The 25,344-nt window shown below is 39.3% G+C and carries 24 protein-coding genes, 1 tRNA gene and 1 pseudogene; 9 read left to right on the forward strand and 17 right to left on the reverse strand.

Annotation, left to right across the window (positions count from 1 at the left end):
- Positions 1 to 108: pseudogene (locus CBG10_RS08325) on the forward strand (IS30 family transposase); the annotation flags it as partial.
- A 92-nt stretch (positions 109 to 200) separates the two neighbouring features.
- On the opposite strand, the gene CBG10_RS08330 reads toward CBG10_RS08325, so the two are convergent.
- The 7 genes from CBG10_RS08330 to recX form a co-directional block, all read right to left on the reverse strand.
- Positions 201 to 755: a CDP-diacylglycerol diphosphatase gene (locus CBG10_RS08330; protein WP_094512309.1), complete on the reverse strand. Its 555-nt coding sequence runs from the start codon at positions 753 to 755 to the stop codon at positions 201 to 203.
- A gap of 136 nt (positions 756 to 891) precedes the next feature.
- Entirely contained in the window at positions 892 to 2,808 is a 1,917-nt protein-coding gene (locus CBG10_RS08335; protein WP_225361522.1) for a C39 family peptidase, read from the reverse strand.
- Positions 2,809 to 2,861: 53 nt separating this feature from the next.
- Positions 2,862 to 5,603 carry a M23 family metallopeptidase gene (locus CBG10_RS08340; protein ID WP_094512311.1) on the reverse strand — a complete coding sequence of 914 codons (2,742 nt, stop codon included), beginning with the start codon at positions 5,601 to 5,603 and terminating at the stop codon, positions 2,862 to 2,864.
- Positions 5,604 to 5,825: 222 nt separating this feature from the next.
- On the reverse strand, positions 5,826 to 6,473 hold the full coding sequence (locus tag CBG10_RS08345) for a sugar transferase (RefSeq protein ID WP_094500984.1): 648 nt from the start codon (positions 6,471 to 6,473) through the stop codon (positions 5,826 to 5,828).
- A gap of 11 nt (positions 6,474 to 6,484) precedes the next feature.
- Positions 6,485 to 7,414: a glycosyltransferase family 2 protein gene (locus CBG10_RS08350; RefSeq protein WP_094500923.1), complete on the reverse strand. Its 930-nt coding sequence runs from the start codon at positions 7,412 to 7,414 to the stop codon at positions 6,485 to 6,487.
- Between the two features lie 17 nt (positions 7,415 to 7,431).
- Positions 7,432 to 8,199, reverse strand: coding sequence for a DUF4422 domain-containing protein (locus CBG10_RS08355; protein WP_094500925.1), 768 nt, complete (start codon positions 8,197 to 8,199; stop codon positions 7,432 to 7,434).
- Positions 8,200 to 8,273: 74 nt separating this feature from the next.
- Complete coding sequence (gene recX, locus CBG10_RS08360) at positions 8,274 to 9,068, reverse strand: recombination regulator RecX (protein ID WP_094512312.1); 795 nt, start codon at positions 9,066 to 9,068, stop codon at positions 8,274 to 8,276.
- 101 nt (positions 9,069 to 9,169) lie between these two features.
- Here recX and CBG10_RS08365 point away from each other — a divergent pair, with 101 nt between their 5' ends.
- Positions 9,170 to 9,385 carry a DUF1659 domain-containing protein gene (locus CBG10_RS08365; protein WP_094512314.1) on the forward strand — a complete coding sequence of 72 codons (216 nt, stop codon included), beginning with the start codon at positions 9,170 to 9,172 and terminating at the stop codon, positions 9,383 to 9,385.
- Positions 9,386 to 9,406: 21 nt separating this feature from the next.
- Positions 9,407 to 9,634 (forward strand): DUF2922 domain-containing protein, encoded by a 228-nt coding sequence (locus CBG10_RS08370; protein ID WP_094512316.1) that lies wholly within the window; start codon positions 9,407 to 9,409, stop codon positions 9,632 to 9,634.
- 50 nt (positions 9,635 to 9,684) lie between these two features.
- On the opposite strand, the gene CBG10_RS08375 is transcribed toward CBG10_RS08370, so the two are convergent.
- Positions 9,685 to 10,575 (reverse strand): YihY/virulence factor BrkB family protein, encoded by an 891-nt coding sequence (locus CBG10_RS08375; protein ID WP_019252561.1) that lies wholly within the window; start codon positions 10,573 to 10,575, stop codon positions 9,685 to 9,687.
- Between the two features lie 224 nt (positions 10,576 to 10,799).
- A complete protein-coding gene (gene yjeM / locus CBG10_RS08380) occupies positions 10,800 to 12,305 on the reverse strand; it encodes a glutamate/gamma-aminobutyrate family transporter YjeM (protein ID WP_094512318.1) in 1,506 nt (501 codons plus the stop codon).
- A 330-nt stretch (positions 12,306 to 12,635) separates the two neighbouring features.
- Between yjeM and CBG10_RS08385 the strand changes: the two genes are divergently transcribed.
- The gene (locus CBG10_RS08385; protein WP_094512320.1) at positions 12,636 to 14,057 is read left to right on the forward strand and encodes a basic amino acid/polyamine antiporter; all 1,422 of its coding nucleotides are present in this window, start codon (positions 12,636 to 12,638) and stop codon (positions 14,055 to 14,057) included.
- Positions 14,058 to 14,072: 15 nt separating this feature from the next.
- Complete coding sequence (locus tag CBG10_RS08390; RefSeq protein WP_094512322.1) at positions 14,073 to 15,194, forward strand: aminotransferase; 1,122 nt, start codon at positions 14,073 to 14,075, stop codon at positions 15,192 to 15,194.
- Between the two features lie 64 nt (positions 15,195 to 15,258).
- Here CBG10_RS08390 and map read toward each other — a convergent pair whose 3' ends face one another.
- On the reverse strand, positions 15,259 to 16,116 hold the full coding sequence (gene map, locus CBG10_RS08395) for a type I methionyl aminopeptidase (RefSeq protein ID WP_065867079.1): 858 nt from the start codon (positions 16,114 to 16,116) through the stop codon (positions 15,259 to 15,261).
- A gap of 113 nt (positions 16,117 to 16,229) precedes the next feature.
- Between map and CBG10_RS08400 the strand changes: the two genes are divergently transcribed.
- The 3 genes from CBG10_RS08400 (at position 16,230) to CBG10_RS08410 (ending at position 17,665) form a co-directional block, all read left to right on the forward strand.
- Entirely contained in the window at positions 16,230 to 16,688 is a 459-nt protein-coding gene (locus CBG10_RS08400) for a flavodoxin (protein WP_003674777.1), read from the forward strand.
- On the forward strand, positions 16,681 to 17,118 hold the full coding sequence (locus CBG10_RS08405) for a GtrA family protein (RefSeq protein ID WP_094512323.1): 438 nt from the start codon (positions 16,681 to 16,683) through the stop codon (positions 17,116 to 17,118). Before CBG10_RS08400 ends, CBG10_RS08405 begins: the two co-directional genes overlap by 8 nt.
- Positions 17,119 to 17,212: 94 nt before the next feature.
- Positions 17,213 to 17,665 (forward strand): hypothetical protein, encoded by a 453-nt coding sequence (locus CBG10_RS08410; protein WP_094512324.1) that lies wholly within the window; start codon positions 17,213 to 17,215, stop codon positions 17,663 to 17,665.
- A gap of 52 nt (positions 17,666 to 17,717) precedes the next feature.
- On the opposite strand, the gene wecB is transcribed toward CBG10_RS08410, so the two are convergent.
- The 4 genes from wecB to CBG10_RS08430 all read right to left on the reverse strand — a co-directional run bounded on the left by wecB (position 17,718) and on the right by CBG10_RS08430 (position 21,383).
- Positions 17,718 to 18,839, reverse strand: coding sequence for a non-hydrolyzing UDP-N-acetylglucosamine 2-epimerase (wecB, locus tag CBG10_RS08415; protein WP_094512326.1), 1,122 nt, complete (start codon positions 18,837 to 18,839; stop codon positions 17,718 to 17,720).
- Positions 18,840 to 18,918: 79 nt separating this feature from the next.
- Positions 18,919 to 18,991, reverse strand: a tRNA-Arg gene (locus CBG10_RS08420).
- 59 nt (positions 18,992 to 19,050) lie between these two features.
- Positions 19,051 to 20,352, reverse strand: coding sequence for a DEAD/DEAH box helicase (locus CBG10_RS08425; RefSeq protein WP_094512327.1), 1,302 nt, complete (start codon positions 20,350 to 20,352; stop codon positions 19,051 to 19,053).
- A gap of 11 nt (positions 20,353 to 20,363) precedes the next feature.
- A complete protein-coding gene (locus CBG10_RS08430; protein ID WP_094512328.1) occupies positions 20,364 to 21,383 on the reverse strand; it encodes a Gfo/Idh/MocA family protein in 1,020 nt (339 codons plus the stop codon).
- Between the two features lie 160 nt (positions 21,384 to 21,543).
- Between CBG10_RS08430 and CBG10_RS08435 the strand changes: the two genes are divergently transcribed.
- Entirely contained in the window at positions 21,544 to 21,906 is a 363-nt protein-coding gene (locus CBG10_RS08435; RefSeq protein ID WP_003670659.1) for a DUF4828 domain-containing protein, read from the forward strand.
- A gap of 226 nt (positions 21,907 to 22,132) precedes the next feature.
- Here the strand turns inward: CBG10_RS08435 and CBG10_RS08440 are convergent, their stop codons facing one another.
- The 3 genes from CBG10_RS08440 to CBG10_RS08450 form a co-directional block, all read right to left on the reverse strand.
- Positions 22,133 to 22,708, reverse strand: coding sequence for an LOG family protein (locus CBG10_RS08440; RefSeq protein WP_019251480.1), 576 nt, complete (start codon positions 22,706 to 22,708; stop codon positions 22,133 to 22,135).
- Between the two features lie 4 nt (positions 22,709 to 22,712).
- Positions 22,713 to 23,636, reverse strand: coding sequence for a lactate/malate family dehydrogenase (locus CBG10_RS08445; RefSeq protein ID WP_094512330.1), 924 nt, complete (start codon positions 23,634 to 23,636; stop codon positions 22,713 to 22,715).
- 106 nt (positions 23,637 to 23,742) lie between these two features.
- Entirely contained in the window at positions 23,743 to 25,272 is a 1,530-nt protein-coding gene (locus tag CBG10_RS08450) for a glutamate--cysteine ligase (RefSeq protein WP_094508160.1), read from the reverse strand.
- Positions 25,273 to 25,344: the final 72 nt, after the last annotated feature.

A 25,344-nucleotide genomic window follows, 5' to 3' on the forward strand; every position in this document is an offset into this window, starting at 1 on the left:
CTAATGCATCGTCGCAACAATATCCCACGAAAATCTCTTAATTATCGTACACCATTAGAAGTATTCTTGAGTCATGTCACAGAAGAACAACTTTCACCTTTTTTCTAATTTAAATTGACATTTCAGGAGCATAAAAAAAGGAATGTTCTGAGTTTAATTTTGTACTCAAAAAGCATTCCTTTTCTTCTATTAAGTGGTTTTTAGTGAGCTTGGACAACTTTTGCATTGCTTGGTAAACTACCTGACCAATCATTATAAGTAATTTGATCACTACCGCTCGTTGTTTGTCGATCCATCCCATCACTATCCACATGGTGAGTAACGCCATTTTCATCTGTCCAAACGGCAACGTCACTTAAGCCAAGTTGAATTTTGCTGCTTTGATTAGCCTTATTACTTGAAGATTGTTGACTAGAAGTAGATGACTTTGTCGTACTTGTAGCAGAAGACTGTGATGAACTCGTCACCTTAGATGAACTCGCATTTTGAGAAGTAGTATTTGAACTACTATTAGAATCAATCTTGGCTACATCATCATCACTAACTTTAGATGAAGCGGCATTCTTTTTGCTACTTGATTTAGTTGAATCTTTAGCTTTTGCAGAACTTTTGCGACTCTCAGTAACTTTTGAGGTCGTCTCTTTAGACGAACTGTCACTAGAAGCAGATTTGTTTGTACTGCTTGCACAACCAGCTAAGCCTAAAGTGGTCATTAATAATACAGAACTGCTTAGTAAAAGTCGTTTAATTTTCATTTAATTAATTCCTCCGTTTAGGATCATGTATCTTATGCACTTATTGTAAACCATCTTGATTATTTGCGCCACTAATTAAAGTTAATCTTAATAACTAATTGCTCGTTGTCTATCAGCATTCCAGTGTTGGTAAAATTCACCATCCACTCAGGCTAAACGGATTACCTACAAATCCATAGTCTCCATTATTACTTCGTGGCATGATATTAGCAAGCTGTACCTTATTAACATCATAGCCTGCGTAACGTAACATCATTGTTACTGCTGTAATTTCACAACCAGTTGGTAATTCCGGAAGTTGACTAATAACCTCCGCATCATTATAAACCGCAACAATTTGTCCATTATCATTGTAGATAGTCGTTTTACGGCCTTCAGTTTGAGCTCCTGAAAGAATAGATATCGGTCTAGATACAATATCAATATAATTACCATTGCCGGCTGGATCATCCGTTAATCGGTTAATAATTTTAACTACTTTGTGGAGCATATTTTCTTGAGTCGGAATCACAATTTGAAAGCCTGACTTATTTGCCCCTTCAATGTAAGGATAAACATTTTGGATATCATTTCGTCCAAGGCCTTTACCCGTAATCTCTTGGCGGTAAAGTTCTTGACCGTTATTATCAAGAACGATCAACCATTCATATGGTTTATTACCCGCTTGCGTACTTGCATGCCAGCCACTTAAACTAACCTGACTAGCTGTTACGTGAATATTATCAAAATTACCAGCATTTGTTGGGTAGTCTTGACTATATTGGTCACTAAAGTTCTTATTAGCATCATCACCAGCAAACCGCATAATTACTTTAAGGGTGCCGTTTGCCTTAGCTGAATCCACCTTAAATTCACCGTTAAAGCCACTCTTTTGCGAGTTGTAAATGCTTGGGTAAACTTTAGCTACGTCGGGACGGTCAGTTAGTTCGACCTTCGTTCTGGCAATTTCTTGACCATCATTCAATAAAATAAGGTAAGCATTAGGCTTGTTAATTGATTGATCGCTGACCATCCAGCCTTTCACATTGTAGCCATTATCAGTCTTGGTAAAGCTATCAACATAAGAAGCTTGTTGATTCAAAGTTACGGGAGCAAACCAATAATCGGTAGTCTTACTTTGACCATTATCCCCATTGCCACCATCTAACGTCGAGTAACGACTAACAATACTATAATTATGACCCGGGGTAAGATTTACTGTACCGAAATTAGCATTAAAGCCAGATTGCCCAGCTGTTGCTACTGTAGGATAAGCCTTTGCCACATCAGGACGAGCAACATTAGTGATCTTAATGGACTTAACTTGCGTCTTATTTGTATTATCAAATAAGATCAAGTAGTGATTATTTTCCACTTGAGAATAGTCAGTTGCGTGCCAGCCAGTAACCGTTAATTGACCATTACTAATGTTAAATGAATCAAGGCTCCCTTGATTACTGGTATTAGCTGGTGCAAGTTTTTTAGGCGCATACCAGTAACTGACATAATTTCCTTCACCATTAGCAGCGTCACTATAGCGGCTAACAATGTGAATTTGGTCGTCAACGCTCTTAACTTTACTCCAATCCAGGTTGTTCATTGTTGCTTGGTAACCAGAATCCTTGACATTTACTACCTCAGGATAAGCCTTCGCTACATCCGGACGAGCTACATTTTCTGTTACCGGTGTACGACCCAATTCAGTATTAGTAGTACTATCATAAGCCACTAAATAACGATTATCCTTGCCAGCGGCTTGATTGGTTGCTTGCCAACCACTAACATGCAAGTCATTATTATTAACAACTTGAGCAGCATCAAGGTAGCCATAGTTCCCGTTATCCTTTGCTTGAGCAGCCTTTTCTTGACTAGCTAGCTCTGCATTGGCATCGCCAGTAGTAGGATTAGTAGTTTTAACTACCGGTACATTATCAGTCGGCGTATCAGCTTTTACATTCGTATTCCCCAATACTAATCCCGCTGAAACAGCCGTAACAGCTAAAGCCATCGTGCACCAATTTTTACCATCTTTGTATAATTTATAGTGTTTTTTATTTCCATTGTTATCTCCCAAAATCCCCCTATAAAAAAGCTACTTATTTATTAACAATAAGTAGCTTTTCTTTATTACTTAGAACCATTCCGAATTAAGTCTAATGGATTTAACCAAGTACCATTATTGTTAAATGAGTTAGCTAAAGCAATATTAAAGTTATGTTGACGGGTAACACCGATATGAACGTGTGCCGTATCACGACGACCAATTACATCACCAGTGTTAATTTGTTGACCAACTTGAACTTGAATATTGTTCTTATTTGAGAATGCTTCTTGATAAACAGTAAGGTATTCACCAGTGTCAACTAATACATACCAATCTAAACCAGCAGTATAACCAATTTGGGTAACCTTACCACCGTGAATTGCATGAACCTCTGAGCCTGGGTGATCAATTGAACCAAAGTCAAGACCATCATGGAAGCCATTTCTACGGAACTGTCCACCAGGGTTTACACCAAATAACTGTGCACCGCCAAAGTGACCTTCACCAACGTTAGGGAATGGCCAACCCCACTTATCATTTTCAACTGCTACACCATTATTACCGAAGTCATAAGATTTACCATCAACGGTATGGGTACCAGTAAACATAGCACCTGTAGATGGGTCAAAATAGTAGTTATTGTTATTGATATTCACCCAACCAGTCTTTTTAGCACCAGTACGAGAATCATAGTAGAAAGTAGTGCCATTTTCATTTTGGAATTCTGAATAAACAGAAATAGGATTTGAGTAGTAATCTACATAACTACCTTCACCATTAGCTTGGTTAGAGTAACGGTGAATCAAGCGAACAACTTTATGATTAATTTGATCGTTAATGCTTACAGTAGTATCAAAACCAGACTTAACACTATTAGTTAACCATGGATATACCTTTTGAACATCATTACGAGTGATATCCTTTGTATTTACCGCTTGACGAGTTAATTCATGACCATTCTGATCCAATACGATAATAAATTGGTAGTCCTTTCCGGCAGTTTGTGTACTTGCGTGCCAACCAGCAACCTTAATTTGGTTACCAGAAACATTTACCGTATCAAAACTACCCGCATTAGTAGCATACTTATTAGTATTTTGATCGGTGTAATTACTGTTACCATCATTTGAACCAGTAAAACGTAGAATCATTGAAAGTTCGCCAGTTAAACTTGCTGGATTTACTATCAAATCAGTACTAAATCCACTCTTACGACTGTTGTAAAGGCTTGGGTAAACAGCAGCTACATCTGAACGGTCAGTTAAAGTAACCTTGCTACGAGTAACTTCTTTACCATTATTAAGTAAAATAACATAAGCGTTTGGACGATTAACCGCAAAGTCACTCGCCATCCATCCTGTTACATGGAATCCTTTATCATTTTGAGTAAATGAATCTACACTGTAGCGTGCTTGATTGAACTTAAGGCCATTAAACCAATAGTCCACATAGTGACCTTGATCCCCATTACCATTAGCAGAAGTAGAATAGCGACTAACTAATGAATATTCGTGACCAGGAATAATGACATTAGCATTAAATATGCCAGTGAATCCTGCCTTACCTGCAGTTTGAATAGCTCCAAATGCCTTGGCAACATCGGGACGGTTAACTTGACTCGCTGAAAGGGAAGCAGCTTGTTTGTTAGCAGTCCGATCAAAAAGGATCAAGAAGTGGTTAGGTGCGATGGTTGATGCATCATTTGCATGCCATCCATTAACAACTAATTGCCCATTACTAAAATTGGCACTATCAAGATTACCTTGGTTTTCACGGCTTGTTGGTGCAAACCAGAAATCTACACGGTTACCTTCACCGTTTTGAGCATCACTATAACGGCTAATTACTTGTAATTGATCACTAGCGTCAAATGATAACTTTGATAAATCAAATGTTACATTGAAGCCAGACTTAGTGGCATTATTTACATTTTGATAAACCTTTTGAACATCGGGACGTTGACTATTCTTTTCATCAACCAATTGACGGCTAAGTTCATGGCCCTTTGTCTTGTTATAAAGAATTACATAGTGGTAATCCTTATTACTTGCTTGGTTAGTTGCATTCCAACCAGTAACATGTAATTGGTCATTTTCAGTATGCATATCATCTAACCAAGCATAGTTACCTTGGTCAAAAGTAAACGCTGGATACCAATAATCAACATGATTGCCTTCACCGTTAGTAGCATCGCTATACCGGCTGATTACACTAATAGAGTGGTTAGTATAATCTTCATTAGTTGTATTTAACTTAATAGTCGAATTAAAGCCGGAATTATCAGCATTGGTTGCATCTGGATAGGCTTGGGCAACATCCGGTTGACTAACATTTTTAACTTGTTGACGACCTAATTCTGCGTTAACCGTATTATCATACGCAATTACGTAATGGTAAGGCTTGTCTGCAGCTTGGTTAGTTGCTTGCCAACCACTAACTTGCAACTCGTTGTTTGATAAACTAACTGAATCTAAATAACCATAATTGTTGGGATTTTGTGGTTGAGTTGCTTCTTTATGTTGTACTTCTTGATTATTGTCCTGCGTTGGAACAACATTATAATTTTCTGTATTTTGAGTAGCTTCACTAGCTTGTGGACTAACTGCTACTCCGTTATATGTATTTGGTGTTTGTACATCAATTGTGGATGTATTTGGTTGTTCATTAGTTGTTTGTTGAGGAGTAACTGGTTGTTGAACATCAGTTGTTTGATCATCAGCAGCAGCATTCCCACTTAACAGGAATAAAGCTCCTCCACATACAGTAAGAGTAGATAAAACTTTTGATTTTAAATGACTAGGTTTAAAAATAAGCTTGTCCTCCATAAAATTAAAACCGAATTGTAACTTAAATACTTAATTTTCTCACGATTAATATCATACTGGTTGTGCTTTCTCCTTGCAAATCAACAAAAAAGCCTACAAAAGCCTTTAATAACAGCTTTTGTAGGTAATCGTAACTATTAAGATATATATTTTTAACTTAATTGTAATAATCGTTAATCATGCTTGACTAATCATTGTTGTAAAAAGAAATCGTTTACTTTCTTAATACGCACCGTCACGTTTAAAGATACTGATAATGTTCTTAAACATTATTTTCATATCAAATCCAAGCGAAGCCTCATCGACATATTCTAATTCAACATCACAACGTTCTGGATATGGGATATTACTCCGCCCACTCGATTGCCAGAGTCCCATTGCTCCTGGTTTTACCGATAAAAATTTATCAACTCGGTCAGCATATTCTGCTAATTCTGCCTTAACAACTGGTCGGGGTCCGATAATGCTCATCTCACCACGCAAGATATTAATAAACTGGGGGATTTCATCAATGGATGTTTTCCGTAACCACCTACCCAACCGCGTAATTCGGGGGTCTTCCTCTGGCTCTAACTTATAGTTATTTGCCACATATTTAGCATAAAGTTCAGGATCATTTTCCAAAATTTTATCTGCATTCACAACCATTGAACGAAACTTGTAAATCTTAAAGGGCTTCCCATACCAGCCGATCCGTTCTTGCTTATAAAACAGTGGTCCCTTATTATCACCAAAGCGATTCATTATAAAAATAGCTAAAAACACGGGGCTAAAACAAACCAATGCTCCTGACGATAACACAATATCAAAGAACCTTTTCCAGAAAAGGTAGCTCTTAGATTGTTGTTTAATTTTTACCTTCTCACTCATGATTCTCAACCCTACTTTTTCTCTTTAATAATATATATCGGCCGTTTCTTGGTCTGCATATAGATCCGACCAATGTAGCGACCCACTATTCCTAAACACAGTAACTGGATACCACCGAGGAATAGGATGATGCAAACCATTGACGCCCAGCCAAAAGCACTACTAGCAGGCTCAATAATCTTTCTTATTATAACAATAATCATCCCGATAATGGAGATGAATGCCGTTAATCCGCCAGCCCAGGTAGCAATTGCTAAGGGAGCTTCTGAAAAATCAGTAATCCCGTCAATCGCATACTTAAATAACCTCCAGGTCGACCAATCTGTTGTTCCAGCCACCCGTTCGACATTTTTATAGGGAAGGTACTTGGTCTTAAACCCAACCCAGTTAAAAATACCTTTTGAGAACCGGTTATATTCAGTTAATGACAACACCGCATCGACCATCTGGCGGGTCATCATTCGGTAGTCACGGGCTCCAGAGACAATTTTAGTATCAGAAATTTTATTGATAACATTATAAAACTGGTTAGAAAGGAAGGACTTAAACTTTGCCTCACCTTTTCGATCTGTCCGCCGCATCCCCACACAATCATATTCACCAGTAGAAATATCCTGATACATCTCTGGTAAATATTCTGGTGGATCTTGTAAATCAGCGTCCATCACAACAATATAATCACCCGTTGCGGCCTGTAATCCCGCGTACAATCCTGCTTCCTTCCCAAAATTGCGGGAAAAAGAAACATAGTGAACCCGTTCTGGATCTTGCGCGTGCAGCTTGCGTAGTTCTGCTAAAGTCCCATCACTTGATCCATCATTGACAAACCAATACTCAGTGTCCACTGGCATCCGTTTAACCACTTTTTCAACTGCCGGATAAAAAAGTGGAATAGTTTCTTCCTCATTATAACAAGGAACAACTATTGACAATTTTGGCATTCTTGTCTCTCCAATCGTTAATGTTCACCATGGCCGGTGACTTTACGTTTTAAGAACTTTGCAATCTTTAATGGCCAGTTTTGCTTTTCAAGAAATACCCGGTTAACTTCCACTGTCTTGTATTGCGGATTAGTCAACAACCAAGTATCTAGTAAAAGCTCACTCAAAAAGCCAAAGACCCGTTGCTCATATGGTGTATAGTCAGAATAATCAACTTTTTTCTCAACTTCGTCTAAAACATCAAACAGCCAGGTACAATATTCATCCAACGGCTGCTTCTTCATAATCATCATATTGAAATAGTGAGCCGATGTCTGTTTCATTACCTTTTCGAAAGCCGGTAAGTACTGGGGATATTTATCTTTTAACACCTGTCGCGTAATTTCAAGCGGCTCGTGCTCATGAACATGGAGGTAATGTGATTCATTTGTTTCAATGTAGTAATGCCGCTTCTTTGGTAAGATTACATCGGCATCTTTCAACAACTCTTCAACTTGTTCATGATTGAGGATAGTTGAAAGATCCTTTGAGTGTCCCATCGTCAAGTAACGACGATAGTGGACTAATCCTAACGCATCCACATCAAGATTTTCCCATCCCCAGTACAAGGCTGTTAACTCATTGTAGTGCGGATTCTTTTTTGAAATATTATCTCCGGTATTATCACCCTGAAATGTATGGTTAACAGTCGGGTGAATTTCTTTACCAACAAAAACTGGTAAATACATTGGATCATCTGGCATCCGATAATTTTTATGGACCGCCACTAAGATTTTAATATTCACTATTTTACTCCTAATTATTGTTTTTAAACATAATCATTAAAATAATACCAGTAATTCCTAATCTTGAAAAGTTATTATTGGAAATCTTGCGCAGCTAACCAGCTTTGGACATCATCAAGGTCAAACCCCTTTCGATACATTGCCTGCTTAAAATGCTGCTCACGCTCATATCCTTGATAACGACGAACACGACGCCATTGTTTCGCTGCTTCCTTCGCTAAAAGATCATTCTCCTGTTCCAAATCAGACTGCGGAACAACTTCATCCTTAATCATCTCATACACACTACTAGAAAAGCCTTTTGTCATGAGCCCCTGTTGTACCTTTTGCTCTCGTCGCCGCTCTGGCTGGTTCCGGTAACGGCGAAATAACTTTACAGCTAACTTCTTTGCCAATTCCGCTTGAACTTCGGGAGTAAATTGCGTCAAAGCATCATCAATATCGTTTTCGCCAATCCCTTTTTGTCGTAAATGTTGACGAACCATCCCCGGCCCCTTCAAGTCCGTATTAATCACCGTGCGGACATAAGAAGCTGCATAGGCATGATCATCGATTAACTGTTGACCGCGCAGCTTTTTTAAGATTGGCTCAACAAACTCTTCTGGCGTATCAATTTCTTTTAGCTTCTTAATAATGTCGCTTTCCGTCCGCATCTGGTAAGAAAGGTAATCAAGCATCCGTGAATATGCCTTTGCTTGCTGTTCAGCAGTCGCAATGGCCGCAATTTGCTTTTCGTCTAGCTCGGTTCCCTTCATCAAACGGAACTGAATCAAAACACTTTCTGCAACCGGAAAAGCATACTTGCCATCAAGGTATATGTTATATCGACCCTTTCGTTTTTGTGCTTCAATTTTCGAAATTTTTGCCATTTTTAAATTTCTCCTTAACATTCTCAACTTTTAATCGTTTATAAAGGTGTAAGCAGTGGCCACTACTTAACAAATCAAATTAAACAAAGGAAGTTTTTATCATGCAAATGGTTCGTAATTTCAAGTCCGCTAAAATTCAACTCACCCTCACTAACAGTGAACATCCCAAGGGCGTTAAACATCCCTTTAACAACATTATTGAGGAAGTCACTAATGAGCAGGTAGCACAATTTAGTGCAGCAATTGAAATGCTTACTGCTGAAAAATGCCTTGATACAGATATTATCGTTACTAGTCAAGTCACATTGAACAACTAATTTCAAGGAGGAAACTAACTTATGCGTACATTAAACTTAACTTTCAAAGGCAATCTCGGTAAAAAACATTCATTAAAGTTAAACTATGCCAGTGGTGATCTCGATGCCGAAACCGTTCGGAAGGCAATGCAAGAAATCGCACAAGCTCATCTCTTTACTAAGGAAGGCGAAAATATTTACCAACAACCTCTTTCTGCGAAATACGTTGATACTGTTTCTACCGTTATCTTTAACGATGAACAAAAGTAATTAAATATCAAGTTCTAAAGATCTTCAACATTTGGAGGCTAGGAAATTTCCTAGCCTCCATTTTTGTTTTTTCTTTCTACCAGTTGCCAAAAGTGTTTCTTGGCATGCAATTCACCTTCATGACATTCTTGCAAAGCAGCATTTAGCGCCGCCCCCAGCATGATAATATAGCCAGAAAAGTCAAGCCATACCATCATTGCAATAAAAGCTCCAATTGTCTTGTAGGAAATTACCCCGTGACCAAATAATAAGGTATAGAACGAGAATAAACGTGATAATCCCATCCAAAGCAATGAAGCCAAGAATGAACCAGCAAGTGCATAGCGCAACCGGACCTTCGCATTAGGAACAAAGTAATACAAAAGCGTGAGCGCGATAAACAAGACGCCAAACGTTATTGGCCATCTTAATGAGCTAAAGATAGCAATGTAATCGCGTCGGAAATTAAAAATTGGCTGGATACTCTTAAGAACCTGTTCCCCAAAACCGTATAAAATAATGATGATAAAGATAATTACTAAGAGGACAATCATCCAAACAAATGAGACGATTCGGTTCATCACCGGATTCTGATTTTCCGCAATCCCATAGGCATGGTTAACGCTGCGTTGAAAAGCGGCAATTCCCTGACTGGTCGACCAGAGAGCAATCAATGCCCCGGTTGTCAGAACACCACCACTCCCCCGTCGTAAGAAATCATAGATCAACGGCTGGATAAAATCATAGACCGATTCAGGAATTGCCGTGGAGAGGTAGGCTAAAATCGTCTTAGCGTCAATTCCAATCATCGGCAATAAATTTCCTACTACCATCACGGCAGGAAAAATAGATAGCAAGGTATAGTAAGCTAGAACAGCAGCAGAACTTGAAATCTGGGCCATTGTAATATGTTGAATTAATAACGCAATAAAAGTCTTGCCCTTGCCCGATTCCTTGTCCATAATAACCTCCGAAAATATTTTATAGGTTTAATTATAACAAACTGCACACAGGACAAATATTACATTAAAGTAAAAAAGAAACGGACATAAGCAGATTCCTTTCATAAAAAACAGATAATACAGTATAACAATAAGCCTCCAGCGCTGGTAAAACCAAATGCTGGAGGCTTATTGTTGCTTACAGGAACTCGAAAACGAAGTCACACGCTTCCTTTTCACTTCCCTTATTCAGCAATATTATGACGCTTTGCGGAGATTTGATAGAAAACCAATGCAACAATTGCAAAGAAGATTGGTCCAGCAAGTGTCCAGAAAGCTGTTTGATAATCTTTTTGTAATAGTGGTTGAATAAATGTAAAGACGATCCCCACGATTAAAATCAATTCAACGAAACATACTAATACATCTGTCCAGAAACGGTTCTTAAAGACGACGAATGGCCGGTCAAGGTCCTTCTTTGCCTTAAAGAACGGGAAGGCCCCGATCAAGAAAATATATGGGAAACAAGTTGAAACGTTCGCCATATCAGTCAAAATCAAGTAGAACTGTTGAGCAGCATTTCCACCAAAGGCAACTAAGAAAACAATAATTGAAACAATAATTGCTTGAAGCCACATTGCATTTGCAGGCATCCCCGCCTTGTTAAGTTTCGTAAGCTTCTTTGGCCATAATTCGGGATTAGAACCAAGAATGAAGGCCTTGATTGGGGAGTAAAGCAGGATAAACAATGCACCCAAGAAACCAAGGGTCTGTGCAAAGGCAACGATTCGCGTCATGATAAGTCCAAAAGTAAGGGCAGCACCGTGCGACCATCCAAGTGCATCCCCCATGGTAACCCCTAATTGATTAAAGACAACATAGGTAACATTACCAAGGTTAACGCTGCTCTTAGTCAAAGTTTGTTGATAATTTACTGACCAACCAAGCATAAAAATCATTAAAACATAAGTACCAATCGTAAATATACTTGCAATAATCAATCCACGAGGGAATGTCTTTTCAGGATTTTTCATACTATCAGTAACAGACCCTAATGATTCCATTCCACCGTAAGCAAAAATAGCATAAACAACAAATGAAATAATAGCAATTGGTGTCTGGAATTGTGGATTAGGTGATGTAATGAAAGTTGAAGCACCATGAATTGGTTGCTTTAAGATTCCCTTATCGGCGACTAAAACAATAACGCTGACAATAACAAAGATAATGTTAACAACAATTGTAAAAATACCACCAAGTGAACCAACTTTAGCAATGGCGGTCATTCCCCGTGAACTACACCAAGTTGTCCCAAGAATCAATAGAATTCCAAGGACCCCAATCAATTGAGTCGAGGTCAGACCAAATGCGTGCCATTGTTGGGTAGTATCCTTACCAAAAAGCAAGGCAGAAAAAGTAATCCAAATCCGTGATGCCGTTGATACCATCCATACAATCCAAGATGCTAACCATACGAAAGTACCAACAAAGGCGATTCGTTCACCAACTGACCCGGCAAGCCAGGAATAAATACCCCCTTTAGCATCCTTAAATGTGGAACCGTACTCTGCCATCATCAAGCCACAGGGAAAGAAGAAACAAATCCCTGCTAATGCGTACCAAATAATACTACCGTAACCCATTTGTAAGTAGGCGTTTGAAACATTCCCAAAACCAAAAATGGCGGTAATGATCATCGTCACTAGTCCAAAGGTAGTAATCATCTTTTTATTACTACTCTGTTCGTCCAAAATAATGCCTCCAAAGCTTTAAAATTCTTAAATAAAAATAAGAAATTATTTAATAATTATTAGTATAGTCGTCTTTTAAAAAAATAAAAGTCTTTTACATAATTTCACATTACTTTTATACCACCTTTTGTATTTTTATGCTAATTTAGCAATCTTTATTCGCGTATTTGTATATTTGGCTATAAGTGATGTATACTATTCTCATCACTTAATAATTCTTTTCACATTTAATCTTAATGCTATGGATAGCGCTTTCCTCGATTGCTATAATTGAGTTAAGAACATTTATGTGATTTTCACTCTAATATATAAGATCGTGAGGTGGAGTAAATGAGTGAGAAAAAAGGTATTAATACGACGGAACTAACCCTTTTAATTGTGGGGTCGACAATTGGTTCAGGAGTATTTGGAATTACCAGTGATTTAGCTACTGCGGCGGCTCCTGGTCCAGCAATCATTGCCTGGATCATAGTAGGGATCGGCGTCTTGACTTTAGTCCTCTCCCTAACTAATCTTTCGCAAAAACGGCCAGACCTTGATTCAGGAATTTTCAGTTATGCGGCGGCTGCTTTTGGTCCGCTGGGCGAATTTATTTCTGGTTGGGCATACTGGCTTTCAGCGTGGCTCGGCAATATTGCTTTTGCGACGATTATGATGAGCGCTCTTGGAACGTTTTTCCCCAGTCTATTTGCCAATGGTCAAAACTTATTCTCAATTATTGTTGCAATTATTTTAACCTGGGTTTTGACATTCTTAGTAAATCGAGGGATCGAATCAGCGGCCTTTATTAATTCGATTGGGACGATCTGCAAGATTATTCCATTAGTCGTCTTTGTTATCTGTGTGATTCTTGGTTTTAAGGCTAAGATCTTTACTGCTGATTTCTGGGGCAATGTAACACAGAACCTTAGTGCAAAAATCGAAACCGGTTCAATCTATGACCAAGTAAAGGCCTCAATTATGGTAATGATGTGGCTATTTGTCGGTGTTGAAGGGGCCTCTGTCCTTTCTAGTCGTGCCAAAACGCGGACAGATGCTGAACGTGCTTCCATCTTCGGCTTGGTAAGTTTGCTTGTTATCTACATTGTGGTTTCCATTTTGCCATACGGGGTCATGACTCGGGCCCAGTTAGCAGCTGGTGGTCAACCGGCGCTCGGTGCTATCATGCAACATTTGGTTGGAACATGGGGTGCCGCCCTGATCAGCATTGGATTAATCGTCTCAGTTTTAGTTTCATGGCTCTCGTGGACAATGCTCCCAGCCGAATCATTAATGCTAATGGCTGATGATGAAACCCTTCCAACATCATGGGGTAAGCTAAATGACAAAAAAGCGCCAACACGGGCATTAGTAATTACCGGGGTTCTTCAATCGATCTTCCTCTTCTCTTTGCTTTTCACTACCTATGCCTACAACTTTGCATATACGCTTTGTACGGCTGCGATTTTGATCTGTTACCTCCTTGTTGGTATTTACCAGATGATGTACAGTTGGCAGCACCAAGAATGGGGACAATTTGTTATTGGACTAATTGCCACCCTCTTTGAACTGATGGCGATGGTTCTCTCTGGCTGGAAGGAAATAATGGTCGTTTCAGTCGGTTTTATTCCCGGATTCTTCTTCTATGTCCAAGCATGCAAGGAATTCCATCACCCAATCACAGTAAAGAAAAAATGGGCAATGGGGATTATCGCTGTCTTTGCGGCTATTTCCTTAGTATTAGTAATCAACGGAACAATTTCAATTAATTAAAGGAGGAAAAAGATTATGGTAGAAATAGCACATTTTGGTGTCGAAGCATGGCTAAATAAGTGGGAAAAGAGCGCAACTTATGATATTTCGCAGAGTACAATCGCTTCTTTGAGTATGCACGATCTCTTAAATTTAGATGGTAACAATGGCAAAGAGTTTTATGAGATGCTTGATAAGCAGCAAATGAACTACGGATGGATTGAAGGATCACCTGAGTTTAAAGAAGAAGTTGCTAAACTGTATCACCATGTTGATCCAGAAAATATCTTGCAAACAAATGGCGCCACTGGGGCAAACATTTTAGCCCTCTATGCCCTAATTAATCCCGGCGACCATGTAATTGCCGAATATCCTTCTTACCAACAACTCTACGATATTCCTAAATCATTAGGTGCAAATGTTGATTACTGGCATATTCATGAAGAAGACGATTGGTACCCACGAATCGATGACCTAAAAGCGATGGTTAAACCTAATACTAAAATGATTTGTCTAAACAACGCGAATAATCCAACAGGAACAGTTCTGGATAAAGAATTTCTCGAACAAGTTGTTGAAATTGCTAAGTCAGTCGATGCCTATGTTCTTGTTGATGAAGTCTACCTGCCCCTCGATCACCCCGAAAAGTTTGCCCAGATTATTGACCTTTATGATAAGGGAATCTCTACTAATTCTCTTTCAAAAACTTATTCGGTGCCAGGGGTTCGGATCGGTTGGACTGCGACTAACGCTGAAGTTGCCAATGTCTTCCGTAAATTCCGTGATTACACCATGATCTGTGGAGGAGTCTTTAACGACCAGCTAGCTACCTATGTCTTACGTCACCGTGATCAGGTTCTCGCCCGGAACCGGAAGTTAGTTCTTGGCAACCTCGCTATCTATAAGGATTGGATTGACCATGAAGACCGAGCAAGTGTCATTATGCCACAAGCAGTCTCCACATCCTTCCCAAAGCTTGATGTGCCAATTGATATTCATACCTTCTGTGAAAATTTGCTCCATGATGAAGGGGTTCTCCTCGTGCCCGGCGATGCTTTTGATACTCCGGGTCACGTTCGCCTCGGCTACTGTGCACCAGAGCCAACCCTAAAAGAAGGCTTAAAGCGGCTTTCAAAGTATATGCATCAATATGATTAGCGTTAAAAAAGGATGTTAGAAACATGCAAAAGTTTTCTAACATCCTTTTTCTGTTACCAGGCAACTAATTTTCAAACTGTTTAGCAACCTTTTCTGCGATCTCCCGGTAATGTTCCAAGTACTTAGCATAATTATCATCGTACATATAATCAGCATCTGCTTCCGGATCCTGAGACGTCAAAATCTTCGGACCGTCATTCGTAATAACTAAGGTATGCTCGTATTGGCAACTCCAACCACCATCAGCAGTCTTAGCAAGCCAACCACTTGGATCACTGGTATCAGCTTCCCACGTACCGGTGTTAATCATTGGTTCAACAGTAATGGTCATCCCATTACGAAGACGGATTCCTTGACCGTGTTCGCCGTAGTGAGGCACCATTGGATCTTCATGCATTGTTGGTTGAATACCATGACCAACAAATTCACGGACATCCCCATAGCCATTCTCATCTTCTGTGTAGTGTTGAATAACTGCACCAATATCACCGATCCGGTTACCAGGAACACATTGGTCAATTCCCATAAACAGTGACTTCTTAGTAACGTCCATTAACTTTTGGATTTCAGGAGAAACTTCTCCTACCGCATAGCTCCAGCAAGAATCACTGAAAGCACCGTCAACACTGACAACCGTATCAACCTTTACTAAGTCGCCTTTCTTTAAGATTAACTTCTTACGAGGGAATCCGTGACAAATTTCATCATTAACACTAACACAGGTAGCATACTTGTATCCTTCAAAACCAATTTGTTCAGCTTTAGCTCCAGCAGCCTTGAAGTATTTCCGAGCGAATTCTTCAATCTTCCAACTTGAGACGCCCGGCTTAATAATTTTACGAAGGCCAAGGTGCATTGCCGCTAAGGCTGCCCCGGCCTTTTCCATTGCATCGATTTCTCGAGGTGATTTTAAACTAATCATTTTCGCGATCTCCTTATTTACAATCTAACATAAATAGTATACCACTTGTCTGCCCTGATATCGCAAACCGTGCTATACTATATGAACGTTATAGATTTAATGGAGGTTATAAAATGGCAAAAGCACTTGTAGTATACGCAACCATTACAGGTAATAATGAAGACGTTGCGGATATCATTACTGACGCTCTTGAAGATTTAGGAGTAGAAGTCGATGAAGTTGAAATGACAATGGCTGATCCAGCTGACTTTGAAGAAGCTGATATTTGTGTGATCTGTCCTTATACTTACGATGAGGGAGCTCTTCCAGAAGAAGGAATTGACTTTTATGAAGACTTGCAAGAAGAACAACTAGCAGGCAAAGTTTACGGAGTTGCCGGCTCTGGTGATACTTTCTATGGGGATGACTTCTGTGTTGCCGTCGATAAATTTGGGGATGCTCTTGCCAAGACAGGGGCAACTAAGGGCGCTGAAAATGTTAAAATCAACCTCGCACCAGATGAAGAAGACATTCAAAAGCTCGATGCCTTCGCTAAGCAATTAGTAGAAAAGGCGGCTAAACTGAATGATTAAGGATCTGTGGGTAAAATATAAGTCAATCATCGCCTACCTTTTCTGGGGCGTTGTCACAACGGTGGTTAACTTAGCAGTGTTCCAGATTTTGAGTTCTGGGATCCATTGGAATTATCAAGTAGCTAATGTTATTGCCTGGTTTCTATCGGTTTTAGTAGCTTACTTCACTAATAAAGTCTGGGTATTTGGATCACATTACACTACTGTTAGTGACTTTATTGTTGAGTTTCTTCGGTTCTATTTCTACCGAGGCCTCACACTTGTATTAGATATAATTATTATGTATGTTGGGGTTTCTTTATTAGGATTCAATGATCCTCTCCAACAATTTATCGTTAAATTTATTGATAATGTCATTGTGATAATTGCTAATTATATTTTCTCAAAGTGGTTAATCTTCAAAGATAATCGCGATATTGCAGATAAATAAATGATAGGATTCGGACTGTAAACTTACAGTGCGAATTTTTTATTTATTTTGAGAATCCCAACTATAATAAATATTAAGAAGGGACTGACCTAAAATGATGAAAAAATTCCCACCAATTGAAAAAATATTAGAAGCTTATACAGCAATTGCTGACGGTCACGTTAAACTTGAAAACGATCAAGCACTCGTAACCTCTTCTAATGAAGCGAAAACTTATACCGTCACCTTTCACGACAATACCTATACTTCAAATGACAATGCCTCATACTGGCAAGGCTATCTTGGCTATCCCGGAATTGCTGTCCTGATGCTTCAAGGAAAGTTACCTTATGATAAGGAATTAGCTCAACAATTTGCTGGAGTTGATTGGAATAAAATCAATCAAGAATATAAGCGTAATTATGCGCAAGCTGCTGATGCTGTTATGACTGCTAAAGGAATTGATAAGAAGAAAGCAGAGACGGAACTTCATCATGTTTACAATGCCCTAAAGCAATTACCAATTATCGTTAAACGTGGATCATTACGACCACCTAAAGCAAACTAAAGGTGAATAAGAGACTACTCTTTTACATAAAAAGCTCTCTTATTCACCTTTTTTATTGTTGTGATAAGTATTTTTCAACAATTTTAAGAATCTTTTCGCTTGCGTGCCCATCTCCAAATGGTACTTCCGCTAGTTCCATTTGCCGATACTTCTTCTCATCATTTAACAATTCAAAAACCGCTTGTTGAATCGTTGTCGGATCAGTACCAACAATTTTTACGCCCCCTAGGCTGACCGCTTCTTGACGTTCTGTTTCATCACGTAAAAGCAAAAGAGGGCGATGCAATGCTGGAGCTTCTTCCTGCAAACCGCCTGAATCAGTTAACAGAATCGAACTCCGGGCAGCAATATTTAAGAAATCATGATGATTTAATGGTGTAATAAGATGAATCCGGTCATGATCTCCTAAAATATCATTAGCCAGTAATTCTTCTTCTGGATGAGGATAGACAGGAAATATCAGGTCAAGATTGTTGTTAGTTTCCACAATATCACGCATTGTATGGAAAACACGCTTCATGGGGGCGCCGAGGTTATCTTTGCGCCGCATTGTCATTAATAAAATCCGATTATCTGCTGGGATGGACTGCAGTAAAGGATGCGTAAAATCTTCTTGTAAATTATGCTTCACGCTATCAATTGAAGTATTTCCAGTAACATAGATTCGTTTTGCTGGATGGTGCTCTTGCAATAAATTATCGCGGGCACTTGTCGTTGGCGCAAAATAAAGGTCTGCTAGATTATCTGTAAGGCGCCGATGCATTTCATCAGGGAATGGCGAATACCGTTCATAAGTACGCAAACCAGCTTCGACATGGCCAAGTGAAATATGATGATAAAAGCTAATTAAGCTGGCAGCTAAAGTTGTAGTAGCATCACCAGCCACAAGGATCATATCTGGTTGTCCGGCATTAATCACATTATTTAAGTTATGTAAAAGCTGGCTCAGCAACTCGACTTCATTTGTGCTTGTTGTGTTCGATAAATCAACACTGAAATCAATTTGAAAATCCAAATATGCCAACGTGTCATTTAATAATTGTGAATTTCCCGTTGCAACAAGAACCGGTTGCCAGGTCGCAGGATTTTGATACATCAATCTAATGATCGGCGCCAACTTCAAAACCTCGGCCCGCGTACCAAACAAAAACATAATCTTATATGGTGGCTGCATTAATGACTCTCCCTTCAGTTTCTAATAAAAAAGACGTAATCACTAAACAAAGCAATCACGTCGACAGTGCATTATCAAATGGTCCCATCCGGATTTGAACCGGAATCGACCGCTTAGGAGGCGGATGTACTATCCAATTATACTATAGGACCAAACTAAAGAATATTATCGCATTTACGAAGGATTTCGTAAAGACGGTAATTATTCTTTTTTAGTTTTCGTTATTTTTACGACGATGCTTCAAACGAATTCCTTTATTTTTGCGATTCTTTTTCTTTCGCCGTTCCTTTGGCTTAGAGAATCCACTGAGAGTTTGATTCATCTTTTTATGGGTTTCCCCACTTAATTGTTCTTTTTGCAAGTGACGACTAGCCTGCTTTTTGATTGAAACCACCCGTTGACCCTCTTCTGGTTTCTGGTTGGTTAATTTATTATCACCAATGTAGAGCTTAGTTAGTTCATAGTCACTATCAGCAAGCAGCTTCTTAAGGTCACGAATATCATGATCATCACCTAAACTAAGTGCTAATCCCGGTTCTCCCTGTCGCCCAGTACGGCCAACCCGATGAATATAGGTATTGAGCGATGTTGGTAAGTCAAAGTTAATAACAGCCGGCAATTTAGGAATATCAATGCCCCGAGCTGCCAAATCCGTCGTCAACAACAACTTGATTTGCCGCTTCCGAAACATCCGCATTGCTTTTTCCCGTTGTACTTGTTTCTGCCTACCACCCAAGGTATCGACTGGAACATGTTCGTGTCGCAACCGACTTGCAGCATAATTAAGGGTACGGGTACTGTTGAAGAAGACAAGCGCCCGAAAATCTTTAATACTCGTCAACCGGCGTAAAGTTGCTGTTTTTTGCGCATTGGTTCGTGCACTTAAGTAACCATGTTCTACCGGTCCCTGAGAAGTATCTTCATCACGAACATCAATAGTTTCAATATCGCGACCAAACATCACGTTCAATTCGTCCAGAACAGGAGATTTGGTAGCAGAGAAGAATGCTAATTGAGTAGATAACGGGGTTGCACGCTCAATATCTTCCACGACGGCTAAAGTATCGTCTTGAAGCATGTCATCAGCTTCATCAATAACCATTGTCATTAGATGGCCGAGCTTTAAGTGGTGGTTATCAAGCATATGGAGTACCCGTCCAGGAGTCCCCACCACAACATCCGGGTGTTGGTGCAAATTTATAACTTGTCGCCGTAAATTTGCCCCTCCTGTCAGTGATTGAACGCTAACACCAATTAAGGTTGCCCATTCACGGATTACTTTCGTTGTTTGGATTGCCAATTCCTGAGAAGGTGCTAGAACCAATAATTGAGTTCCCTCGCCTGGCATAATCTTAGGCAAGAGTGGCAACGTAAAAGCTAGGGTCTTTCCAGAGCCAGTCGGTGCTATTCCAAGGACAGATTGGTCAGTCTTTAATGCCGGCGCAACTGCTTTTTGGATTGCTGTGGGCTGCTTGTATTTTTCATCAAAGTGTTTTTGAAATTGTTCGATCAAATTAAATCATCCTATTCTTGATCGTTATCAGATGGGAAAACTAGTTGAGCAGATTGACGAAGGGAGTACATAACTGAGTTGACCGTCTTAGATAATTCTAACCAATGCTTGTACTTCTTCATTTCCTCTTCATCATCAGGATTGTTAAAGAGGTCTGCGAAATCATTCATTTCATCAGTCATTGAATTTTCTTCAACTGGTGCTTCGATTGGGTGCGCATTTTGGTCAGCATCATAGTAAGTAACCTTTCGCGTATCAAAAATACTATCAAAGACTAAGGTATCCTTCAAGCCGTAAACTTCAGAATAGAGGTGAGAGTTGGCAGTCTTACCGAAGTTTAAAGTGACAGTAAATTTGTCATAGTTAAGGATTGCAACCCCTTTACCATCAACCCCAGTTTTAGTAAGAGTTGGGAAGTAAACTACAGATTCTGGTTCACCATAAATAGTAACGGCACCATAAACAGCATATACACCGAGGTCCATTAATGCTCCTCCTGCATACTTAAGGGTAAAGATATTTGGATATGGTTTACTGCCATTAAGAACTTTGTCAAAACGCGATGAGTATTTCATTACAGTGATGGTTGCGCCTTGAACGTAATGTTCCTTCATCTCATCAACTTTCTTCAAGGCAGCTTGATAAATCTTGGTATGGATATGACGAGCTGCTTCAACCAAACGAGCCTTAGGGTGGGCTGCTAATAATGATTCAATTGCACTGTATTCACTTGGATTTACGAAGGCTGGTTTTTCAACAATGATAAATTTATCATTTTCGATTGCTTTCCGTGCTTGTTGATAGTGCAAACTATTTGGTGAAGCAATATAAACAACATCAAAGTCGCCCTCTTCAAAGAACTTATCAATGTCATCATAAAATTCAGTTGCTCCATATGACTTACCAAACTTCTCAGCGTGCTCTAATGTCCGAGAATAGACAGCAGTCAATTCATATTTCCCAGTTGTCTTGGCCGCATCTAGCATCTGATCAGTAATAATATTTGTTCCAATAACACCAAGTTTTAGCATAAAATCAACTCTTCCTTTTCAAATATTTCTTTGCTTACATTTAATTTTAACAATTATTGCGCGTTTTTAACAGAAATGAAATCTTCTGATAATAGAAATGTGTGTATAATTAGTTATGTTATAGAATGACTTATCACTTAATTGAGGAGACTGATAAAATATGAGAAAAAAAGGAATGTTACTTTTCGGCGCGGGACTAATGGCTGGACTCACCAGTACTTTAGGGTTCAGTCGTGCGAAGAAAAGCAATAATACGATCTCGTTACCTATCTTTTATGCGGGCACATGGCAATATTATGATAAAGAACGAGATCGCTCTCATAAAATAACCATCTCTCCTGAATTAAAGCTCGGTATCGATAACCAAATCATTCCGGCAACGGTTCAACAAATCAAACCTGATAAGTTAGTTTTCCTTGATCGGTTTGGTTATCACATTACTATTCGGGCAAATGAACAACGGCCAGTTTCATTAACCGATGAAGCTGATGACCAAGTTTATACTATTCAACCATTAAAATAATGTTGGCGAGGCTGAGAAAAAACTTTTGTTTTTTCAACGGCCTCATTTTTTATACGAATGTTGTTACGATATCGTGGAAATCCTCGTAGGCTAGCTTCGCGTCGTAACTACAAGGCTCGAGGCTAAGTCCGAACGATAATCAGCCCGTGCCGTGCTAATCACCGTTCGGACTTAGCCCACCGCCTTGTCGAGAAAGTTAATTCCCACTCACGTTTTTATTTTTAAATTATTTTCGAGCGTACTGGCGATGTGCCGGTGCCTTATAGTTTTGCATAAATGCCAAAATCTGGTCAAACTGGTCACTAAAACAGATACTATTCAAATAAGGATCTTCTACAAAGCCCGCCTTATTCATTTGTTTAAATAGGTCGTTTAACGAATCATAAAAGCCATTAAAGTTGTAAAAAGCAACTGGCTTATGATTATCCCCAACTGTTGTCCATGAAGCGGCTTCAGTAATTTCCTCTAATGTTCCAAAGCCACCAGGAAAAGCTAATAACCCATCGGCAAGATCCATCATCGTTTGCTTGCGAATATCCATATTACGAACAATCCTTACATCGGTTAATTCGTTATAGATAGCTCCACGTTCAGCTAATTCAGTAGTAATTACCCCGTGAACAACGCCCCCATTTTGCAAGACTGTCCGAGCAAGGGTTCCCATCAAGCCAAACGCACCGGCACCATAAACCAATTCAATATCGTGTTGGACTAGCCATTCACCAAATCGTTGTGCTTCATGATTAAATGCCGGATCATTTCCATCACGCGCACCACAATAAACTGCAATTCGTTTGATCATACAACTACTCCCCTTTAATATTTTTTAGAGAATCTAATTGATGCTTAATTGTTGCTGCCGAACTCTTAATCTCCTCTTCTTCAAATGGGTAAAGCTTTAAGAGGAGGAGGTTGCCAATCCCTTGCCGACCAATTAACGCCGGAAAACTGATGTAGGTTGAATACTGCGGCTGATAAATTGCAACCGGCAACGCTAATTGTTCATCCGCAAAAATTGCCGTAATAATTCGGAGAGTCCAAGCAGTAACAGCACTAACATTATATCCTAATCCATCGAGAGTGTACCAATTACTAAGGTTCGCCTTAATTTTAAGCTGACTTTGATCTAGGTGATGACCATTGATTGCCGCAGTTAAGGGTTGGCCATTCACACGAACAGTTGACCAAGCAAATACCTGATGACCATCGTGTTGACCATAGACAAAGCCAGTTACATTGGCAGCAGCGACCTTTGCGACTTCTGCAATTGCCCGATAAAGGCGCGCAGTTTCAACAACCGTTCCAATCCCAATTACTTGCTTTTGCGGCAAGCCAACTTTTTGCTGGAGAACAGCAGTAATTGCCTCATTAGGATTAGTAAGGTTAATTAAGATCCCACTAAAATCACTCTTAAAAATCTTATTACCAACTTGTAAGGCCTGCTGATAGCTGGTCTCAAGCTCAGCCATTGGTTGTTGCTTCATCAAAGCACTCTTTCCAAAGGCGGTAATAAGGACATCCGCATCGGCTAAGGTAGCGTAATCTTGAATAATTATTTTTGTGTGGGTCGCTAAAACCGTTTGGGCATCATTTAAATCGGCCTGAATTGCAATAGCTAGTTGATCTTTTTCATCAATCAAAACTAATTCATCAACTTTTCCGTTCATTACTAATTGGTTGGCTAGCATTTCACCCACATGACCGAGGCCAATAATTCCAATCTTTCTCATTTTTAGCGCTTCTTTCTATTTCCCGGGAAATAACGAAAGTGAAAACAAGGTTATTACCCTACTTTAAAAAGATAGAGACTAGGAAATAATCTCCTCAGTCTCTTTTTTACTTTTCCTGAAAATCCTGAACTTCTGGAAAATCACTAAGAATTACATCACGAGCACCCTTTGAGAAATCAAAAGTTGCTTGAGCATGATAGCTTTCTTGATGATCTCCTACATATAATACTACTTGCGTTGGTTGCAAGTCTATTTGGACACCTAACTCAATGGCAGCTTTAACCAATTGTTGAACATCATCTGAGTAAACATCGCTGATTGCTTGCAATGGATGTTGGAAATTAATATTTTTCGTGTAACGATCATTGGCAATTTTTAACCCAAATGATAATAAATCACCATTTTCAAGTTGATCTGCTAACTGACCGCTAAGAGTTAGCGAAGGATCATCCACTCGTCGTTGTACAAACTTCAAAGCAAGCTGGTATTCTCGCGGAGCATTAAACTCAACAATAAAGTTTTGCAACTCTGCGATTAACTGCATTGCTTCTTCATGCATCCATGGTAATTGCTCTTTCGGTTTTTGTAAGGCCACTTCATTATTCCGCTTTTTTGCTTCTGCTAGGCGCTCTTCTAAGTTATCAGGTAATGGTGAAAGAATGCTATTTAAAAGCATTAATTCAAGAAAGTTAATTGTATCATCACTAATTCCTGTCCGTGACAACGGATCAAGGTCGAAATTACGAAACTCAAGATAATCAATACCTTCATGCAAAGCCCCATCAATATCATGCATATCATGGTTATGTCGTCGCAATCGCACTGGGCCAAAGAATTCTTTCATACTATAGTAAGTACCATTATCCATGAAATGCTTTAGTTCTGTAAAATGCTGGTCGTAGGAAGTATAGGTAACTTGCTCATTGGTAAAATTGTCATCCCCATAATCACTACAACGTAAACTACGAACTGGCAACTTCAAATCCTCAGGAATACTATGCGGCATATCTTTAGAAATTGGACTCGCGCCATATAAGTATGTAAATAACCATTGATAAAGGTAAAAGTTTTGCGCCAATTTAAAGTAAAGATGATTTTGAAAATCAATGCGGTTTGGATATCGATCCGCATAAAAGCGGTGATAAATCTCGTTGATTAATTCACTATCCAAACTGAAATTAACATGAACATCCCCCAAGATTTCTTGGACAATACCGTATTTTTTACCTAGATAATCATGTGTTTCTTGGTCCCATTTCTTAGTAAATGCAGTTTGTAAATATTCAAGGTCATGCTGATAAGTCGGTCCTGGCGCCATACTTAACGGCCACAATCGTTCATCACTCCGTAAATGCGAGATAACAATCTGCTCTAACATTTTTAGTTGCCGGACTGCATTTTTAGCGCCAACAACTGGACCCGTTTCAAAGTCCATCATGTCATCCGTATAGCCTGAGTTCAAATAAATATTATATTGCCGTGAACGCAGATCTTCAGGATATGGATAACGACTTGCCCGCCCATTGGTCAAAATTCGGTGCTTCTTTGCCTCTAAACCAAACTGTGAAGAAAAAAGTTTGGCATTTAATGACGGTTCTTTTAAAGCTGCTTTAAGTTGATCATAATCGGTTCCCATCCAAGAATCCCTCCAATCAATCATTTTATTCAAATTCAACAATAACACTTTTGGAACATAATAGACAATAAT

This window comes from Limosilactobacillus reuteri (assembly GCF_002254085.1).
In the GTDB taxonomy this organism is placed as follows: Bacteria; Bacillota; Bacilli; order Lactobacillales; family Lactobacillaceae; genus Limosilactobacillus; species Limosilactobacillus reuteri_K.

Coding starts and splice junctions, on each gene's coding strand:
- CBG10_RS08370 (WP_094512316.1), top strand. CDS start 9,407: ATGCGTACATTAAACTTAACTTTCAAAGGCAATCTCGGTAAAAAACAT.
- CBG10_RS08430 (WP_094512328.1), bottom strand. CDS start 21,383: ATGCTAAAACTTGGTGTTATTGGAACAAATATTATTACTGATCAGATG.
- CBG10_RS08450 (WP_094508160.1), bottom strand. CDS start 25,272: ATGGGAACCGATTATGATCAACTTAAAGCAGCTTTAAAAGAACCGTCA.
- CBG10_RS08375 (WP_019252561.1), bottom strand. CDS start 10,575: ATGGACAAGGAATCGGGCAAGGGCAAGACTTTTATTGCGTTATTAATT.
- map (WP_065867079.1), bottom strand. CDS start 16,116: ATGATTAGTTTAAAATCACCTCGAGAAATCGATGCAATGGAAAAGGCC.
- CBG10_RS08330 (WP_094512309.1), bottom strand. CDS start 755: ATGAAAATTAAACGACTTTTACTAAGCAGTTCTGTATTATTAATGACC.
- CBG10_RS08405 (WP_094512323.1), top strand. CDS start 16,681: ATGATTAAGGATCTGTGGGTAAAATATAAGTCAATCATCGCCTACCTT.
- CBG10_RS08410 (WP_094512324.1), top strand. CDS start 17,213: ATGATGAAAAAATTCCCACCAATTGAAAAAATATTAGAAGCTTATACA.
- CBG10_RS08435 (WP_003670659.1), top strand. CDS start 21,544: ATGAGAAAAAAAGGAATGTTACTTTTCGGCGCGGGACTAATGGCTGGA.
- CBG10_RS08390 (WP_094512322.1), top strand. CDS start 14,073: ATGGTAGAAATAGCACATTTTGGTGTCGAAGCATGGCTAAATAAGTGG.
- CBG10_RS08400 (WP_003674777.1), top strand. CDS start 16,230: ATGGCAAAAGCACTTGTAGTATACGCAACCATTACAGGTAATAATGAA.
- CBG10_RS08445 (WP_094512330.1), bottom strand. CDS start 23,636: ATGAGAAAGATTGGAATTATTGGCCTCGGTCATGTGGGTGAAATGCTA.
- recX (WP_094512312.1), bottom strand. CDS start 9,068: ATGGCAAAAATTTCGAAAATTGAAGCACAAAAACGAAAGGGTCGATAT.
- CBG10_RS08440 (WP_019251480.1), bottom strand. CDS start 22,708: ATGATCAAACGAATTGCAGTTTATTGTGGTGCGCGTGATGGAAATGAT.
- CBG10_RS08350 (WP_094500923.1), bottom strand. CDS start 7,414: ATGCCAAAATTGTCAATAGTTGTTCCTTGTTATAATGAGGAAGAAACT.
- CBG10_RS08365 (WP_094512314.1), top strand. CDS start 9,170: ATGCAAATGGTTCGTAATTTCAAGTCCGCTAAAATTCAACTCACCCTC.
- CBG10_RS08385 (WP_094512320.1), top strand. CDS start 12,636: ATGAGTGAGAAAAAAGGTATTAATACGACGGAACTAACCCTTTTAATT.
- wecB (WP_094512326.1), bottom strand. CDS start 18,839: ATGCAGCCACCATATAAGATTATGTTTTTGTTTGGTACGCGGGCCGAG.
- CBG10_RS08340 (WP_094512311.1), bottom strand. CDS start 5,603: ATGGAGGACAAGCTTATTTTTAAACCTAGTCATTTAAAATCAAAAGTT.
- CBG10_RS08345 (WP_094500984.1), bottom strand. CDS start 6,473: ATGAGTGAGAAGGTAAAAATTAAACAACAATCTAAGAGCTACCTTTTC.